General features: G+C 55.2%; 13 protein-coding genes. 4 read left to right on the top strand and 9 right to left on the bottom strand.

The genetic code is table 11. From position 1 onward, the window contains the following. The first annotated feature begins 65 nt into the window (after positions 1–65). Positions 66–521 (top strand): 4Fe-4S dicluster domain-containing protein, encoded by a 456-nt coding sequence (locus tag ACOTZB_RS18920; protein WP_193805460.1) that lies wholly within the window; start codon positions 66–68, stop codon positions 519–521. On the opposite strand, the gene ACOTZB_RS18925 is transcribed toward ACOTZB_RS18920, so the two are convergent. The 5 genes from ACOTZB_RS18925 to ACOTZB_RS18945 form a co-directional block, all read right to left on the bottom strand. Next, the gene (locus ACOTZB_RS18925; protein ID WP_421628156.1) at positions 505–2,223 is read right to left on the bottom strand and encodes a ShlB/FhaC/HecB family hemolysin secretion/activation protein; all 1,719 of its coding nucleotides are present in this window, start codon (positions 2,221–2,223) and stop codon (positions 505–507) included. The two genes, ACOTZB_RS18920 and ACOTZB_RS18925, sit on opposite strands and share 17 nt — an antisense overlap. Positions 2,224–2,313: 90 nt before the next feature. After that, positions 2,314–3,180 carry a collagen-like triple helix repeat-containing protein gene (locus ACOTZB_RS18930; protein WP_421628158.1) on the bottom strand — a complete coding sequence of 289 codons (867 nt, stop codon included), beginning with the start codon at positions 3,178–3,180 and terminating at the stop codon, positions 2,314–2,316. A gap of 5 nt (positions 3,181–3,185) precedes the next feature. Then, positions 3,186–3,422, bottom strand: coding sequence for a hypothetical protein (locus ACOTZB_RS18935; RefSeq protein WP_421628159.1), 237 nt, complete (start codon positions 3,420–3,422; stop codon positions 3,186–3,188). 403 nt (positions 3,423–3,825) lie between these two features. Then, entirely contained in the window at positions 3,826–5,082 is a 1,257-nt protein-coding gene (gene avtA / locus ACOTZB_RS18940) for a valine--pyruvate transaminase (protein ID WP_039261150.1), read from the bottom strand. A 190-nt stretch (positions 5,083–5,272) separates the two neighbouring features. Beyond that, positions 5,273–7,303, bottom strand: coding sequence for an alpha-amylase (locus tag ACOTZB_RS18945; protein ID WP_421628161.1), 2,031 nt, complete (start codon positions 7,301–7,303; stop codon positions 5,273–5,275). A 314-nt stretch (positions 7,304–7,617) separates the two neighbouring features. On the opposite strand from ACOTZB_RS18945, the gene ACOTZB_RS18950 reads away from it, so the two are divergent. After that, positions 7,618–8,442: a protein bax gene (locus ACOTZB_RS18950; protein ID WP_059347330.1), complete on the top strand. Its 825-nt coding sequence runs from the start codon at positions 7,618–7,620 to the stop codon at positions 8,440–8,442. 40 nt (positions 8,443–8,482) lie between these two features. Here ACOTZB_RS18950 and xylR read toward each other — a convergent pair whose 3' ends face one another. The 4 genes from xylR to xylF all read right to left on the bottom strand — a co-directional run bounded on the left by xylR (position 8,483) and on the right by xylF (position 13,460). After that, positions 8,483–9,661, bottom strand: a complete 1,179-nt coding sequence (gene xylR, locus ACOTZB_RS18955) for a D-xylose utilization transcriptional activator XylR (protein WP_021242460.1) — start codon at positions 9,659–9,661, stop codon at positions 8,483–8,485. 33 nt (positions 9,662–9,694) lie between these two features. Next, a complete protein-coding gene (xylH, locus tag ACOTZB_RS18960) occupies positions 9,695–10,876 on the bottom strand; it encodes a xylose ABC transporter permease XylH (RefSeq protein WP_421628163.1) in 1,182 nt (393 codons plus the stop codon). Then, entirely contained in the window at positions 10,854–12,395 is a 1,542-nt protein-coding gene (locus ACOTZB_RS18965) for a xylose ABC transporter ATP-binding protein (RefSeq protein ID WP_421628164.1), read from the bottom strand. Before ACOTZB_RS18965 ends, xylH begins: the two co-directional genes overlap by 23 nt. Before the next feature lie 72 nt (positions 12,396–12,467). Further along, complete coding sequence (gene xylF, locus ACOTZB_RS18970) at positions 12,468–13,460, bottom strand: D-xylose ABC transporter substrate-binding protein (RefSeq protein ID WP_032650791.1); 993 nt, start codon at positions 13,458–13,460, stop codon at positions 12,468–12,470. 371 nt (positions 13,461–13,831) lie between these two features. On the opposite strand from xylF, the gene xylA reads away from it, so the two are divergent. Together xylA and xylB are read left to right on the top strand one after the other, a co-directional pair. Further along, entirely contained in the window at positions 13,832–15,154 is a 1,323-nt protein-coding gene (gene xylA, locus ACOTZB_RS18975; protein ID WP_421628186.1) for a xylose isomerase, read from the top strand. Between the two features lie 72 nt (positions 15,155–15,226). After that, complete coding sequence (gene xylB / locus ACOTZB_RS18980) at positions 15,227–16,681, top strand: xylulokinase (protein WP_421628166.1); 1,455 nt, start codon at positions 15,227–15,229, stop codon at positions 16,679–16,681. Positions 16,682–16,696 lie beyond the last annotated feature (15 nt).

A 16,696-nucleotide genomic window follows, 5' to 3' on the forward strand; every position in this document is an offset into this window, starting at 1 on the left:
CGCTGAATCGGGCAATATGTAAGATGTGTGCAGTACCGGCTTTTAATGCACGCGAGGCGTAACACATGAACCGATTTATCGTGGCGGATGCGGAAAAATGCATTGGGTGCCGCACCTGCGAAGTGGCCTGCGCGGTGTCGCATCTGGACATCGTCTCCGCAAATGCCTTTTCGCCCCGCCTTCGGGTGGTTAAGGGGGACGACTACACGACGGCAGTGGGTTGCCATCAGTGCGAGGACGCGCCGTGTGCTAACGTCTGTCCAACCCATGCCATCAGCCTTACGGCGGGAGCCTGGCTCGTTGAGCAGACGCGCTGCATTGGGTGCAAAAGCTGTGTGGTGGCGTGTCCGTTTGGGGCGATGCAGGTGCGCCTGGAGGGAAATAAGCCGCAGGCGCTGAAATGTGATTTGTGTGTGCATCGCGAAGGCGGGCCGGCCTGCGTGGAGGCCTGTCCAACCCACGCGCTGCGCTGCGTTGATCCAGTCAGTATTCGGGCTGAAAAGCTTACTGCATTTTATTGAAATTCCAGGTGAACGTCAGGCTGTAGCGCCAGTCCCTGTTGCGACTGTCTGTCGGAACATCCCCGACGGGTCTTGCAGCCTCAACCGTGACGCTATAGTGGCGCGTATCGCCTATCATCACCCCGGTAGCAATTGACCCGAGCCGTTGATGAGGCAAACCGGACGTGTTAAACCAGGTTTGCGCGGTATCGGCCAGGATATAGGGTTGGATGGTGGCAAGCCAGGTGCTCTCTTTTCGCATCTTGATATAGCGCAGTTCTACCTGCCCGCCGTAGCCGTAATCACCGCTTGCTTCACTGTCCTGATATCCACGGCCAAAGCGCTGGGCACCGAAGCTAACGCGTTCGGGCTCTGGTAACGTGTTATTTGACCAGTCTCCCTCCCAGGATGTTGATAGCCGCCATTTATCGGCAAACAGCCAGGCTGCGTCTAAATAGCTTTTTGTAAGCGTAAAATTGATATCGGGTTTAGGGACTGAGACGATATCGGCACCCATCGCATCAATACCCTGTCGTACGTTGAGTCTGCCGCTGATGCTGGCGGCTGTGAATTGATGCACACCGTTGATACCCACTTCCAGCGCCGGATAACGCGCGTGTTGGTTGACGGAGTCAAGACTATAGGTTTTGCCCTGCAGTCTGGCCTGTAGAGCATAATCATCCTGGCGGTCGGTATAATCAAAACCGCCGGTCAGATTAATTTGTGATTTTTGCGTCAGCAGCAATGGATAGCCAAACGTCACGCCGCCGTTGTATTGCGTGGTTTTTTGCTTCGAATCGACCTGAATATTATTGGGCAAAGAGAGCAGGGGGGAAAAATCTCGCGGATCTTCACGGTAATAGCTGCCTTTGAGCTGCATGGTCAGCCCTTCATCGTTTAAAAACTGCTGCCAGTTCAGACCCACATAGCTCTTTCGCGTGTCGCTATCTAAAGGCACAAGCGTGGCCACGCCCAGCTGATCGCCATAGCTTGTCAGGTTGCTGAGCGTGCCGTTTAGCATCATTAAATCTTGCCCTTTACGGGTATCGATCGTCGAGGCGATATTCCAGCTCCGCTCCTGATTACCGGTTATTTTCATCGCCGCCGCGCCATAGATATTGGTTGGCAGCTGCGCGTTAGCCGTGACCGGAACGTTCGGGGTGCGGGTCATCAGCTGGCTATATCGATCGAACGTATCCTGAGACAGCGGTTTTTCCGCCATGATTTTTTCTGACAAGCGTTTAAGGCGCGCGGCGATATTGGGGTTGTTACTGGCTATGTCGCTGTGCGCCACGTACCCTTCGACCAGGACAATTTTAATATTTCCCTGCTGGAAATTATTATCGGGCAGCCAGGCATAGGAGAGGGGAAAACCGTCGGCCTTGTAGCGCGCCGTAATATCGTTTACCAGCCCCGTGAGCGTTTTTAGCGGTACGGTTTTTCCGGCGTAAGGCCTGAAGGGCTGAAGTAATTCCTTTAAGGGATAACGCGTGCCGCCAATAAACTGAATGTGATTAATGGTAATGGGCGTTTCAGGCGTCAGCGTTGACTGTGGTTTTTCTATTTTGACTTTCGGCTGTGGCACGGCCTCAGTCTGTTCTGGGGCAACGTTACGAGAAACTTGCGCCGGGTTATCGGGGTTAATAATAGAGGGCAGAGTATCGGCGCGGGCCATGCTCAGCACAACCAGCCCCGTCAGCGAAAAAAGGAAGTGGTGTTTCATCGCGCTATCCCTGTTCATCATTCCCGGTTAGGGGGAGTGTCGCTGTACGAAGCGCCCCTGAAGCAGGGGCGCAGAAAGGCAATAACCGTTTTACTGTTTTGGCGTCAGTAGACTCGTGGTTAACGTGTTGAGCCCGTTAATCGGATTCGTCGTGGACGTGTTTTGGGTTGTGCCTGCATTGGCCGTTACACCCGCAGTCAGCGTATTGAGGGTGGTATTGACCGTTGTGCTCAGGCTGTTGCTGGTCGCTGTCACATTGGCATCGGCTGTCAGCGAGCCTGTGCCGCCGCTTCCGCCTCCGGTGGTTGATGCAGGTTTCACTAGCGCACCGCTATCCGTGACCGTCTGGCCGACATTTTGAACGACCTGACCGACACCGCTAAGCCCGCTATTGCTGTTGCTGACGTTGGTCCCCACGCCGCTCACGGTGTTACCCACCTGGGTCAGCAGGCCGTTGACCGGTGTGCCGAGACCCGTTGTGGTGCCCACGCTTTGCGTCACGCCTTGTACTCCGCCCAGCGTCTTGTTAGCCAGGGTCGTGGTATCGGTTGTTACCTGAGTGACCGCAGGGCTGCTTACCGTGTTGGTGAGACCCATGCCGGTGTTACTGACCAGTTGCCCGGTACTGTTGACCACGCTGCCCGTCAGGCCGGTTACACCGCTAACCGGTGTTCCGGAAGTGGAGCTCGCCAGGCCCGTGCCTACCGTTGAAACGGTATTGCCCAGGGAGGTAACCGACGTGGTCACGCCTTTAACCGTTGTGCCCACACCGTTCGCGTTGTTTGGATCGCCAACGCCAGTCGTGACGCCTGTCCCCACGGTGGACACGGCGCTGCCAACACCGCTGACGGTGGTTGAAACGGTTGACGTGACAGGATTATTTGTCGGGATCTGGCTTCCAAGGCCATCCACCGTAGAGCCAACGCTGGTCACCGTTTTGCCGGCATCACCCAGCACAGTATTCACACCTGCAGTGGTTGTGCCGCCACTGCCCGTGTTGCCTGTTCCGGTTCCTCCGCTGCCGTTACCTCCGGTCCCCGTTCCTGAGCCAGTTCCGGAGCCAGATCCTGTCCCTGAACCTGAGCCAGATCCGTTACTATCTGAACCGCCATTATTAGCCGTTGTGCCACTTCCATCACCCGAGCCGGTATTACTTCCGGTAGCAGGGTTATTTTTGGCTGTTGAGTGAGATCCGCCACCGCTTCCACTGCAGGCAGAAAGAGAGAACGCGAGCAGTACCGCAGCAGCAATTACGCTGATGCGACTAGCATTATTAGGTAGCATAAAAATACTCCACGCAATAGAACGCCGAGCGGCGTATTAGTGAGTATATGCAGTATTTTAAAAATGCACACAGACTCGCTTCGAGGATATTTGCTTACCAACTTTGTTTGTTTTAAATGTTATATAACAATGAGTTAATGAAGTTATTATTTAACGTCCACTTAATTATTTTTGAATTACTATAGTGCCATTAAAACAACAGGAATTATCCTAAATAACCCCTTTAAATAATAGGGAAATAAAGCTGAAGGATATATCCTTTATAAAATATATAGATCACCGAAAAAATAAGGCTCTTCATCCGAAGAGCCTAATTATTTAACAATTACCTTCGCGCCAGGCTTTTTCAATTTCTTCGGCGAGAATTTTAACACCCGCTTCGATTTTTTCCGGATCGGGCACGTAGTTCATGCGCATGCACTGGTGAGTATGCGGCCACGGCTTATCCAGTCCCGGGAAGAAATAATCGCCCGGTACCATCAGCACGCCGCGCTTTTTCAGGCGCTGGTAGAGCAGTTCGGTGGTGATAGGCAAATCCTTAAACCACAGCCACAGGAAAATCGCTCCTTCAGGTTTATGGATCAGGCAGCGTTCTTCCGGCAAGTAGCGGCGAAGTATCGCAATCGTCTCCTGTACGCGCTGGTAATAGAATGGCTTGATCACGTCATTCGACAGACGCAGCAGGTCGTTGCGCTTAATCATTTCGCACATCATCGCCGGGCCAATGCCGCCCGGTGAAAGGCTAATAATGCCGTTCATATTGGTAATGGCGGTGATGATTTTCTCGTTGGCGATGATGATGCCGCAGCGACTGCCCGGCAGACCCAGCTTAGAGAGGCTCATGCACAGGACAATGTTCGGGTTCCACAGCGGACGTGCTTCGCTGAAGATAATGCCCGGGAACGGCACGCCGTAGGCGTTATCGATCACCAGCGGAATGCCGTGCTGATTCGCCAGCGCATCCAGCTTCATCAGTTCGTCGTCGGTGATCACGTTGCCCGTTGGGTTAGTCGGGCGCGATACGCAGATCATGCCCGTCTCTTCACCAATATGCAGGTGTTCAAAATCGACGTGATATTTGAACTGGCCTTCCGGCAGCAGCTCGATGTTCGGGCGCGCGGAGACGAACAGATCCTCTTCCAGGCCGGAATCGGCGTAGCCGATGTACTCCGGTGCCAGCGGGAACAGCACTTTTTTGGTGGTGCCGTCGGCGCGACGCCCTGCGAACAGGTTAAACAAGTAGAAAAACGCGCTCTGGCTGCCGTTTGTCAGTGCAATATTCTGTGGTTCGATATCCCAACCCAGCTCGTCACGCAGCATTTCGGCGAGGAGTGCCAGCAGTTCGGTTTTACCCTGCGGGCCGTCGTAATTGCAAAGCGCATCGGTTGCTTTGCCGCTTTCCAGCATCTGAGCGAGCAGCGTCTGGAAATAGGTATTCATCTCCGGGATTTGAGCCGGGTTTCCGCCGCCGAGCATGATTGCGCCCGGTGTGCGCAGCCCGTCGTTGAGATCCTCCATCAGGCGAGTAATGCCTGAATGGCGGGTAAATTTGTCGCCGAAAAGTGAAAACGTCATAGCAGGTGATCTGTCGAGCTTATTTTGAAAGTGGGTAACCATAACGCTAGCACCGTGCTGGTGCAAATCGGGTGATGTGGTCGGATTTGTTGTTTTGTATGGCTTATTTGGATTTATGTAGTGAATAGTTCTGGTGGATTTTCCCTCAGCCCAGCCCTCTCCCACAGGGAGAGGGAACTGGAGTGTGTCGTTATTGATTACCTGCCCATACCACCATCACCTTATCGCCATTGTGCTCGCGCACGAAGCCATACCCCTCGTTCAGCGACAGCGTGGTTTGTTTGCCTTCACCAATCGCCGGGTGGCGGGCGCGGAACTGGCCCAGCGTTTGCCAGTGGGCGACGGTTAAGGCCTGCTTGCCCGTGACGTCCTGCCAGTTCATATCCGAACGGGTGCCCTGTAATGGGTCAGAACCCGTCGGACCGAACGGACGCTCGGATTCATCACCGTAATAGATTTGTACGCTGCCGGGTGCCAGCAGAAGCAGCTCCGCCGCGCGCTGGCCCCCTTCGCGGAACAGACGCGTATCATGTGATGAGAGATAGCTCAGCACATTGAAGCTTTGCAGCTTTTCCGCCATCTGCTGCCAGGTGAGATCCATATCGGCCAGACAATCCACCGCTTTTGCCGCCTGCTCCTGATAATCAAAGTTGATCATCGCATCAAAACCGTGGCGGTAATAATCGCTTTGCATCACCCCGTGGCCCCAGGATTCTCCGGTCATCCAGAACGGTGCGTTGTCGAGCTTTTTGTCCGGGTTCGCCCCTTTCCAGGCGGCCAGCGCCTGGCTTGCCTGGTCTTTCAGCTGTTGCCAGGCCGCAAGCTCAACGTGTTTCGCCGTATCCACCCGGAAACCGTCGATGCCGTAGTCACGTACCCACTGGCTCAGCCAGTGGGTCAGATAATCGCGCGGGGTATATCCCGGGATGGCCTTCGCGTGGGTGTCGGGCTTGTGTTGGTAAAAGTTTGGCAATCCGGAAGGCGTCGTTGATTCCGTTTTCAGATCCGGCAGAAATGCCAGCGACATGGTCAAATCGTCGAAGCCGGGGTTATCGTAATCGCCGATATCCGTGCGGATCCACTTTTTGCCCCACCATTTCTCCCATGCGGCTTTGTCGCTAAAGTTGATGTAGTCGTTAAAGCTGTGCCAGCTTTGGCCCGCGCCCGGCTTCCAGTCCGTCCAGCGTTCTCCCAGCGTCTTTTTCAGCTCATCTCCCTGCAGATACAGCGAGCCAAACTGGTACTCCTGCATATCAGCAAGCGTCGCGTAGCCGGCGTGGTTCATGACGATATCGAACAGAACGCGGATCCCGCGCTTGTGCGCTTCGTCGACAAGATGGCGTAAATCATCTTCGGTGCCCATATTGGCGTCGAGCTTCGTCCAGTCCTGAGTGTAGTAGCCGTGATAGGCGTAATGCGGGAAATCCCCTTTAGTGCCACCGCCTACCCAGCCGCGGATTTGCTCAAGCGGGGAGCTTATCCAGAGCGCGTTCACTCCCAACTGCTGTAAATAATCGAGCTTGCCGGCAAGTCCTTTGAGATCCCCGCCGTGGAAGGTGCCAATCTCCTGCATACCGTCTTTATGACGACCGTAGCTGTTGTCGTTGCCCGGGTCACCATTCACATAACGGTCGGTCAGCACAAAATAGACGGTGGCGTTTTGCCAGCTAAACGGCGCAGGCTTGTCGGTCTCGGCGCGCTCAAGCAGCAGCAGGCCGTTACTGTTGGCGGCTGGCTGCAGGGTGATTTTTTCATTCTGCACCGTCGCCGTCTGTTTACTGTAGTAGTCGCGGACGACGGAGCCCTCCGGGAAGGTACTACTGACGTCCAGCGTCAGCGGTTTACCGTCCCACTTCGGACACTGGAGGATGACGTTTGCAACCGGCTGTTCTGCGACACTCTGAATCGTCAGCAGCAGGGTGGGCGTGCCGGAGCGGGTATCAATCCGCATCTGGTAGTCACCGTCGCGAAAAAGGCGCCACTGCGGCGGCGTGCCGTCACAGGGCTTGAGCGACAGCATCTCATTGAGTTTTATCGCGTCCGCAGGCTGCCAGCACGTCTTGTCAAAACTCAGCGTCAGAGGACGCGTACCCTTCGCAAGCTTTGCCTGGCTGGTGAAGACCCCGGTGCCTTCGGCGCTAAATGCGCTAAACCCCGGCGATGACCAGTCGGCATGCGCCAGTGCGGGTAACATCAGAAAGGCTAATGCGGTACGTTTCATTCCTTTTTCCTGTCGCGGCATTTTTGACCAGTGTGCCATCAGGCGGGGAGCTGAAACTCATCCCCTGTCGCTTTCTGCCGGGAGGATGCGTGAGGATGAGTGATCTCGCGCAAAATTAGGCAGTTATCTGCGATAGCGCGCACATTTTTTCGGAAATGATGTTTTTATGAGCAAGTTTCAGGTGACATAGTTTCGGAATTGGACTATTTCTATACGTGCTCTTGAAGTCTATTTTTGATATGATTTGAGATTCCGCTCTCAAATTTGTGAAAAAAATAAGGTGTTGGGATGATTACATCCGACCAGGAGACCTAATGATATCGACTCCCATTCGACGATATGGGGCTGCGATACTCATGTTACTCACCACGGCATTTTCGGGTGAGGTGCTTGCGAAGACGCACACGGATACAACGAGTAAGAAAGCCCACGTAATACAGACGACAAGTAGTAAGGTTAGCAGTAAACAAGAGTATTCTCGCAATAGTGCAAAGAGTAGTTCACTTCCTGATTTGCGAAAATACCCTTCCGGAACACCAAGGAAAAAAGCGTTTCTCCGGACGGTAATGCCTTACATCACGAGTCAAAATGCCGCGATTACTGCGGATCGTAACTGGCTGATTTCCAAACAGTACGATAGCCGCTGGTCGCCGTCAGAGCGCGCGCGTCTGAAAGATATCACGAAGCGCTACAAGCTGAGCTGGAACGGTAACACGCGTCGTGTGCCGTGGAATGCTCTCCTTGAGCGTGTAGATATCATCCCGGGCAGCATGGTTGCTACCATGGCTGCTGCCGAAAGCGGCTGGGGTACTTCTAAGCTTGCGCGTAGCAACAACAACCTTTTCGGCATGAAATGTGTGAAAGGTCGTTGTAATAATGCCCCTGGCAAGGTGAAAGGCTATTCGCAGTTTGAATCTGTGAAAGATTCCGTCAGCGCTTACGTAGTGAATCTGAACACGCACCCGGCCTACTCATCGTTCCGTAAATCACGCGCTCAGCTGCGTAAAGCGGACCAGGAAGTGACGGCCAGTACGATGATCCACAAGCTGAAAGGTTATTCGACAAAGGGACAGAGCTATAACAACTATCTGTTCGCCATGTACCAGGATAACCAGCGCTTAATCGCCGCCCATATGTAATCTCAAAGAAAACTCCTTCCACTGGAAGGCGTTTTCTTTTCTATATCAGCACCTCGCTGTGGCGATCCCGATACTCCTTCGGCGTGGTGTCATACTCCTTGCGAAACACGGAATAGAAGTATTGCAGAGACGGGTAACCGCACATCTGCGAGATTTCGTTGATCGACAGCGACGTTGAAATGAGCAGGCTGCGTGCTTTCTCCAGCTTTTCAGCATGGATGACGGCATGAATGGTTTCGCCCACCTCTTCTTTAAAACGCTTCTCCAGATTCGAACGCGAAATGCCCACCGAATCCAGCACCTGATCGACCTTTATCCCTTTGCAGGCGTGGTTGCGAATGTAGTGCATGGCCTGAATAACGGCCGGGTCGCTTAAGGAGCGATAATCGGTTGAGCGACGTTCCACGACGCGGACAGGAGGCACGAGCAAGCGCTGAAGCGGCAGAGATTCTTTATCGAGCAGACGATGCAGCAGCTTCGCCGCCTGATAGCCCATCTGACGCGTGCCCTGAGCAACGGAGGATAGCGCCACGCGGGACAGGTAGCGGGTCAGTTCTTCATTATCGATGCCAATCACGCACAGTTTTTCGGGCACCGGAATGTGTAAGTGTTCGCAGACCTGCAGCACGTGACGCGCGCGAGCGTCCGTCACGGCGATAATACCGGTTTGCGGCGGCAGCGTTTGCAGCCAGTCCGCCAGGCGGTTTTGCGCGTGCTGCCAGTTTTCCGGCGCGGTCTCCAGCCCCTGATAGACCACGCCACGGTATTTCTCCTGCGCGACCAGCTGGCAAAACGCGTGCTCGCGTTCAACGGCCCAGCGCTTGCCGCTGGTGGCGGGTAAACCATAAAACGCGAAGCGGTGAACGCCTTTCTCTTTTAAATGGAGAAAGGCGGCCTCGACCAGGGCATGGTTATCGGTGGCAATATAGTGAACCGGCGGATAGTGTTCGGGCGAATGATAGGAGCCACCGACGCCCACGATCGGAACGTCGACGTCGGTCAGCAGTTGCTCAATAACGGGGTCGTCATAGTCGGCGATGACGCCATCGCCCAGCCAGTCTTTGATGTTCTCCAGACGGGTGCGAAAATCTTCTTCAATAAAAATATCCCATTCAGATTGCGACGCCTGCAAATATTCACCCACGCCTTCCACCACCTGACGGTCGTAGGCCTTATTGGCATTGAATAACAACGTAATGCGGTGACGCTTTTCAAACATGGCTCACTTCCCAATTAAGTCACAATACGGTTATCAGGCCCGTCGCTTGGTGGCCGAGTCCATCCAGACTGCCAGTAAAAGAATGGCCCCCTTGACGATATACTGCCAAAACGTCGGGACGTCCATCATACTCATCCCGTTATCCAACGACGCCATGATAAATGCCCCCATGACCGCGCCCGCCACGCTCCCGATACCCCCTGCGAGGCTGGTGCCGCCAATGACGCAGGCGGCGATAGCATCCAGCTCGGCGATATTACCGGCGGAGGGCGAGCCGGCGCCCAGACGCGAGCTGAGGATCAGCCCGGCGATAGCGACCATCAGGCCGTTAATGGCGAAAACCGCGAGTTTGGTGCGTTCGACATTGATACCCGAGAGACGTGCAGCTTCAAGGTTGCCGCCAATGGCATAAATACGGCGACCAAACGCGGTGCGCGTGGCCATAAACATGCCGCCCAGCAGCAGAAGCGCCAGCAGCAGGACGGGTGTCGGAACGCCGCGATAGTCGTTTAAAAGCCAGATGGCGCCGAGCACAATGACCGCCGTGAGCGCCTGACGCCCCACTACCGACGTTGACGCCGGAGAAGCCAGCCCCAGCGACTGACGACGCATGCGTCCACGCCACTGCCACGCGGCAAACGCCAGCAACCCCACCACACCGATCGTAAAACCTATGCTATCTGAGAGATAACTCTGGCCAATCTGCGACATGGCTGCACTGGTCGGGGAGACGGTGGTACCGTTAGTGATGCCGATTAAGATCCCGCGGAAGGCCAGCATCCCCGCCAGGGTGACAATGAACGATGGCACCTTACGGTAGGCAACCCACCAGCCGTTCCAGGCCCCCAGAACCAGACCCAGCACCAGCGTGACCGCCACGGTTAGCGGCAGCGGCCAGCCGAGCCAGACGTCAAAAATCGCCGCGACGCCGCCGAGCAGCCCCATCATCGACCCGACCGAAAGATCGATCTCCGCGGAGATAATCACGAACACCATGCCAACGGCGAGAATGCCGGTGATGGCGGTCTGGCGGAGCAGGTTGGAGACGTTACGCGCGCTTAAGTAAGAGCCATCGGTCATCCAGGTAAAGAACAGCATGATGACGATAATGGCCGCGATCATCACGAAAACCTGCAGGTTAAGCGCTTTTAGCCCCGCGAACGCACCGGGCGTCGGAACAGCGACTTTGATATCAGACGGATTGCTTTTCGACATGACGTTCGCTCCTTAAAGCGGCTTCCATCACCTGCTCCTGCGTCAGGTTCTGGTTAATCAGGTTGGCTTTCAGTTTTCCCTCATGCATGACCAGCACGCGGTCGCTCAGGCCGAGCACTTCGGGTAACTCAGACGAAATGACAATGACGGCAATCCCTTGCTGTACAAGCTGATTAATCAGTTTGTAGATTTCATATTTGGCACCGATATCAATCCCGCGCGTGGGCTCATCAAGGATTAATATGCGTGGATTGAGAAGCAGGCAGCGCGCCAGAATCGCCTTCTGCTGATTTCCCCCGCTCAGGCGGCCTATCGCCAGCTCCGGCGAGGAGGTTTTGACCTTCAGCCGGGCGAGTGACTGGAGAATGCACTGCTGCTCGGCGGCGTCGTCCAGGCTGCTCAGCGCGCCGGAGAACCGATCGAGTGCCGCAAGCGTAATGTTTTTACCCACCGCCATCACCGGTACGATGCCGTCTTTCTTACGATCTTCTGGCACCATGGCAATACCGTGGGCAATCGCCTGCTGGCAGTTGTCGATTTTCACCGGCTGGCCGTCGATATAAATGGTGCCCTCCCAGCGCCCCGGCCACACGCCAAACAAACATTGTACGGCTTCGGTGCGCCCGGCACCGACTAACCCGGCAATACCGAGAATTTCGCCGCTGTGCAGAGAAAATGAGACGTTATTGACGCGCTTGATGTGGTGGTTAACGGGGTGCCACGCGGTCAGGTTTTCCACGCGCAGCACTTCATCGCCCGTTGCGTGGGGTTCATTCGGGTAAAGTGCCGTCAGCTCGCGGCCCACCATCATGGTGATGATGTCATCTTCGCTCATCCCGGCGGCTTCACGCGTGCCGATGTGCTGCCCGTCGCGGATCACGCAGATGGTGTCCGAAATGGCTTTGACCTCGTTCAGCTTGTGCGAAATGTAGATACAGGCGATGCCGTGGTTTTGCAGATCGCGGATGATGTTGAGCAGAACCGCGGTTTCCTGTTCGGTAAGCGAGGCTGTAGGCTCATCAAGGATCAGCAGCCTGACCTGCTTATTGAGCGCTTTAGCGATTTCGACCAGCTGCTGTTGCCCCAGGCCCAGATCCCCCACGCGGGTATCCGGTGAAATGTTGAGGCTCACCTGCGCCAGCAGCTTTTCGCAGCGGAGCGTCATGGTGTCGTAATCCAGCACGCCGTGGCGGGAAATTTCGGCCCCGAGGAAAATGTTTTCCAGTACGGTGAGATGCTTCACCAGCGCCAGCTCCTGGTGGATGATGGCGATGCCTTTGCGTTCGGTATCGCGGATGTGTGTCGCCTGAATCACTTCGCCGGCAAAGACGATTTCGCCTTCATAGCTGCCGTGTGGGTAGATCCCGCACAGTACTTTCATCAGCGTCGACTTGCCCGAGCCGTTCTCGCCGCACAGTGAAACCACTTCGCCGGGGTTCAACCGGAGGCTGACGTTGTCGACGGCTTTCACCGTGCCGAAGCGTTTGGTGATGCTTTTCATTTCAAGTAAATAGGGCATAACCGCTCCACATAACCCGAGGGAAGAACAGTACAACGTGATGCGCCCCCGCAGAGCAGGGGCCGCGCCGGATTACAGTTCGCTCTTCTTGTGGAAACCGTCTTTAACCACGGTGGCGTCAATGTTCTCTTTATTGACTTCAATCGGCGTGAGCAGGCGAGCCGGAACGTCTTTCAGGCCGTTATTAAGCGTTGCGTCTGCTTTAGGTTGTTTGCCATTGCCCAGCTCTACGGCGATTTCCGCCGCCGTATTGGCCAACTGGGTAATCGGTTTGTAGACCGTCATGGTTTGGGTGCCTGCGATAATGCGTTTTACGCCAGCGAGATCGGCATCCTGTCCTGAAATGGCGACTTTACCGGCCAGCCCCTGGGCGCTCAGAGCCTGGATAGCACCGCCTGCAGTGGCATCGTTGGAGGCCACAACCGCATCAATTTTGTTGTTGTTGGCCGTCAGCGCGTTTTCCATAATTTTCAGCGCATTTTCTGGTAGCCAGCCGTCGGCCCACTGATCGCCAACCACTTTAATTTTCCCGTTGTCGATGTAAGGCTTAAGGACTTTCATTTGCCCTTCGCGGAACAGTTTGGCGTTGTTATCTACCGGAGAGCCGCCCATCAGGAAATAATTGCCCTGAGGCACTTTGTCGATCAGGCTTTGCGCCTGTAATTCCCCGACTTTTTCATTGTCGAATGAAATATAATAATCAATATCCGCATTATTAATCATGCGGTCATAGGCCAGGACTTTTATGCCTTCCTGTTTGGCTTCTTTCACCACGTTACTTAATACCTGGCCGTTATAGGGGATAATGACCAGAACATCGACGCCACGGTTGATCATATTCTCGATCTGCGACATTTGTGTTTCTTCGTTGCCGTTAGCCGACTGAACAAACACGCTGGCGCCGAGGGATTCTGCTTTCTTCACAAAAATATCGCGATCTTTTTGCCAGCGCTCCAGGCGCAGGTCGTCAATCGCCATGCCAATTTTGACCTCTTTGGCATGCCCTGCAAAGCTTGCAAGGAGGAGCGTAGTGCAGAGCGTTAGAGTCAGGTTCTTTATCTTCATAATTATTAGGCCTTTTTGTAGGGGTATGTGTTGCTGAGATAAAAGAAACATTCACTGCTGAGACGCAGCAAATTTTTAACGCGGAAAGGCGGGCTGGCAATTACAGATTTTTATCTTCTCATTATGATATTTGGTTTATTTCTGAATTTATGACCGCGATCGGATTTTAAAATACGTAACGTCTTAATTACATTTGATTCTGGAATATGCGCCGAAAAATAGTTTGTCTGCGCATTATTTTGCGAGCCAGCGCACAGTTGTGCATTCTCTCAATAGCAGTGTGAAATAACGTAATTGAGCAACCCAAAATGTCTATTCACTATTACTCCTGTATCAACGACTCGCCGCATACCCTGATTATGGAGCTCAATATGCAAGCTTATTTCGACCAACTCGATCGTATTCGTTACGAAGGCCCGAAAACGACCAATCCTTTAGCATTTCGTCACTACAACCCGGATGAGCTGGTGCTGGGTAAGCGCATGGAAGATCATCTGCGCTTTGCCGCCTGTTACTGGCATACCTTCTGCTGGAATGGCGCCGATATGTTCGGCGTGGGTTCCTTTGACCGCCCGTGGCAGCAGCCTGGTGAGGCTATCGAGCTGGCAAAGCGCAAAGCCGATGTGGCGTTTGAGTTCTTCCACAAGCTGAACGTGCCGTACTACTGCTTCCATGACGTGGACGTGTCGCCGGAAGGAGCGTCGCTGAAAGAGTACCTGAACAATTTTGCGCAGATGGTGGATGTACTGGCGGCAAAACAGCAGCAAAGCGGCGTGAAGCTGCTCTGGGGCACGGCAAACTGCTTCACCAACCCACGCTACGGCGCGGGTGCGGCCACCAACCCGGATCCGGAAGTGTTTAGCTGGGCGGCCACGCAGGTTGTGACGGCAATGAACGCTACGCATCAGCTGGGTGGCGAGAACTATGTCCTGTGGGGTGGCCGCGAAGGCTATGAAACCCTGCTCAATACCGACCTGCGTCAGGAGCGCGAGCAGATTGGCCGCTTTATGCAGATGGTTGTCGACCACAAGCACAAAATCGGCTTCCGCGGCACGCTGCTGATCGAGCCGAAACCGCAGGAACCAACCAAGCACCAGTATGACTACGACGTCGCGACCGTGTACGGCTTCCTGAAGCAGTTCGGCCTGGAAAAAGAGATTAAAGTTAACATTGAAGCCAACCACGCCACGCTGGCGGGCCACTCTTTCCACCACGAGATCGCGTCTGCGATTGCGCTGGGCATCTTCGGCTCGGTCGATGCGAACCGTGGCGACGCGCAGCTGGGCTGGGACACCGACCAGTTCCCGAACAGCGTGGAAGAGAATGCGCTGGTGATGTACGAGATCGTCAAAGCGGGCGGTTTCACCACCGGCGGCCTGAACTTTGATGCCAAGGTACGTCGCCAGAGCACCGATAAATACGATCTGTTCTACGGCCACATTGGCGCGATGGACACCATGGCGCTGGCGCTGAAAGTGGCCGCGCGCATGATTGAAGACGGCGAGCTGGATAAACGCGTAGCGAAGCGTTACAGCGGCTGGAACAGTGAGCTGGGCCAGCAAATCTTAAAAGGTCAGTTATCGCTGGCGGATATTGCGAAGTACGCTGAACAACAGCAGCTGGCGCCGCAGCACCAGAGCGGGCACCAGGAGCTGCTGGAAAATCTCGTAAACCACTATCTGTTTGATAAGTGATTGAGCTGAAGATGCACGTAGGCCCGGTAAGCGTTAGCGCCACCGGGCATTTCTGTTAAAGGAGTCACCGTAATGTATATCGGGATCGATCTTGGCACATCGGGTGTGAAAGCCATCCTGTTGAGCGAGCAGGGCGACGTGTTAGCAACGCAGACGGAAACGCTGCAGGTTTCACGTCCGCATCCGCTGTGGTCGGAGCAGGATCCGGAGCAGTGGTGGCAGGCGACGGATCGCGCAATCAAAGCCTTAGGTGAGCAGCAAAGCCTTCGTGACGTGAAAGCGCTGGGAATTGCCGGACAAATGCACGGCGCTACGCTGCTCGATAGCCAGTATCGCGTGCTGCGTCCTGCGATCCTCTGGAACGATGGCCGCTGTGCGGAAGAGTGCGCGCTTCTTGAGGAACGCGTGCCCAATTCCCGCGAGATTACCGGCAACCTTATGATGCCCGGCTTTACTGCGCCCAAATTGCTGTGGGTGCAGCGCCATGAACCGGAGATTTTCCGTCAGGTGGCGAAAGTCCTGCTGCCGAAAGACTATCTGCGTTTTCGCATGACGGGCGATTTCGCCAGCGACATGTCCGATGCCGCGGGCACCATGTGGCTTGACGTGGCGAAACGCGACTGGAGCGAGGCGATGCTGGATGCCTGCCATCTGACCCGGGAACATATGCCCGGGCTGTACGAAGGCTGTGAGGTGACAGGCGCACTGCTGCCAGCCGTTGCTGAACGCTGGAATATGCCAGCCGTACCGGTGGTGGCCGGGGGCGGCGATAACGCGGCGGGCGCTGTCGGTGTCGGCATGGTTGAGGCGGGGCAGGCGATGCTGTCGCTGGGAACGTCCGGCGTCTATTTTGCCGTCAGCGACGGGTATCGCAGTAATCCTGAAAGCGCTGTGCACAGTTTCTGTCATGCCCTTCCCGGGAAATGGCATTTGATGTCGGTGATGCTCAGTGCGGCATCCTGCCTGGACTGGGCGGCAAAACTCACCGGCATGGCCGACGTTCCGGCGCTCATTTCCGCAGCCCAGCAGGCGGATGACGCTGCGGGTACCGTCTGGTTTTTACCGTATCTTTCCGGCGAGCGTACGCCGCACAACAACCCGGAAGCGAAAGGGGTGTTCTTTGGCTTAACTCATCAACATGGCCCGGCAGAGCTGGCGCGCGCGGTTCTGGAAGGCGTGGGGTATGCGCTGGCCGACGGGATGGACGTTGTGCACGACTGCGGCCTGAAACCGACGAGCGTCACCCTGATTGGCGGCGGTGCGCGAAGCCCTTACTGGCGTCAGATGCTGTCTGATATCAGCGGATTGCAGCTGGATTTCCGCACCGGAGGGGATGTCGGGCCCGCGCTCGGTGCCGCGCGTCTGGCGCAGATAGCCATTCATCCGGAACAACCGCTTTCGCAACTGTTGCCGCAGCTTACGCTTGAACAGGCGCATCTCCCTGACGCGGCGCGCCATGCGCGGTACGTGGAAAGGCGCGACGTGTTCCGCAAAATCTACCAGCAGCTGCTGCCGCTCATGTCGTAAATACGCTTGTCCGGG

The sequence above is a fragment of the Enterobacter cloacae complex sp. SHL020 genome, from assembly GCF_049236945.1.
Classification (GTDB): domain Bacteria; phylum Pseudomonadota; class Gammaproteobacteria; order Enterobacterales; family Enterobacteriaceae; genus Enterobacter; species Enterobacter dykesii.

What these genes read in the sequence shown, in the direction of transcription:
- ACOTZB_RS18920 (WP_193805460.1), top strand. Translation starts at nt 66, where the DNA reads ATGAACCGATTTATCGTGGCGGATGCGGAAAAATGCATTGGGTGCCGC.
- ACOTZB_RS18925 (WP_421628156.1), bottom strand. Translation starts at nt 2,223, where the DNA reads ATGAAACACCACTTCCTTTTTTCGCTGACGGGGCTGGTTGTGCTGAGC.
- avtA (WP_039261150.1), bottom strand. Translation starts at nt 5,082, where the DNA reads ATGACGTTTTCACTTTTCGGCGACAAATTTACCCGCCATTCAGGCATT.
- ACOTZB_RS18945 (WP_421628161.1), bottom strand. Translation starts at nt 7,303, where the DNA reads ATGAAACGTACCGCATTAGCCTTTCTGATGTTACCCGCACTGGCGCAT.
- ACOTZB_RS18950 (WP_059347330.1), top strand. Translation starts at nt 7,618, where the DNA reads ATGATATCGACTCCCATTCGACGATATGGGGCTGCGATACTCATGTTA.
- xylR (WP_021242460.1), bottom strand. Translation starts at nt 9,661, where the DNA reads ATGTTTGAAAAGCGTCACCGCATTACGTTGTTATTCAATGCCAATAAG.
- xylH (WP_421628163.1), bottom strand. Translation starts at nt 10,876, where the DNA reads ATGTCGAAAAGCAATCCGTCTGATATCAAAGTCGCTGTTCCGACGCCC.
- ACOTZB_RS18965 (WP_421628164.1), bottom strand. Translation starts at nt 12,395, where the DNA reads ATGCCCTATTTACTTGAAATGAAAAGCATCACCAAACGCTTCGGCACG.
- xylF (WP_032650791.1), bottom strand. Translation starts at nt 13,460, where the DNA reads ATGAAGATAAAGAACCTGACTCTAACGCTCTGCACTACGCTCCTCCTT.
- xylA (WP_421628186.1), top strand. Translation starts at nt 13,832, where the DNA reads ATGCAAGCTTATTTCGACCAACTCGATCGTATTCGTTACGAAGGCCCG.
- xylB (WP_421628166.1), top strand. Translation starts at nt 15,227, where the DNA reads ATGTATATCGGGATCGATCTTGGCACATCGGGTGTGAAAGCCATCCTG.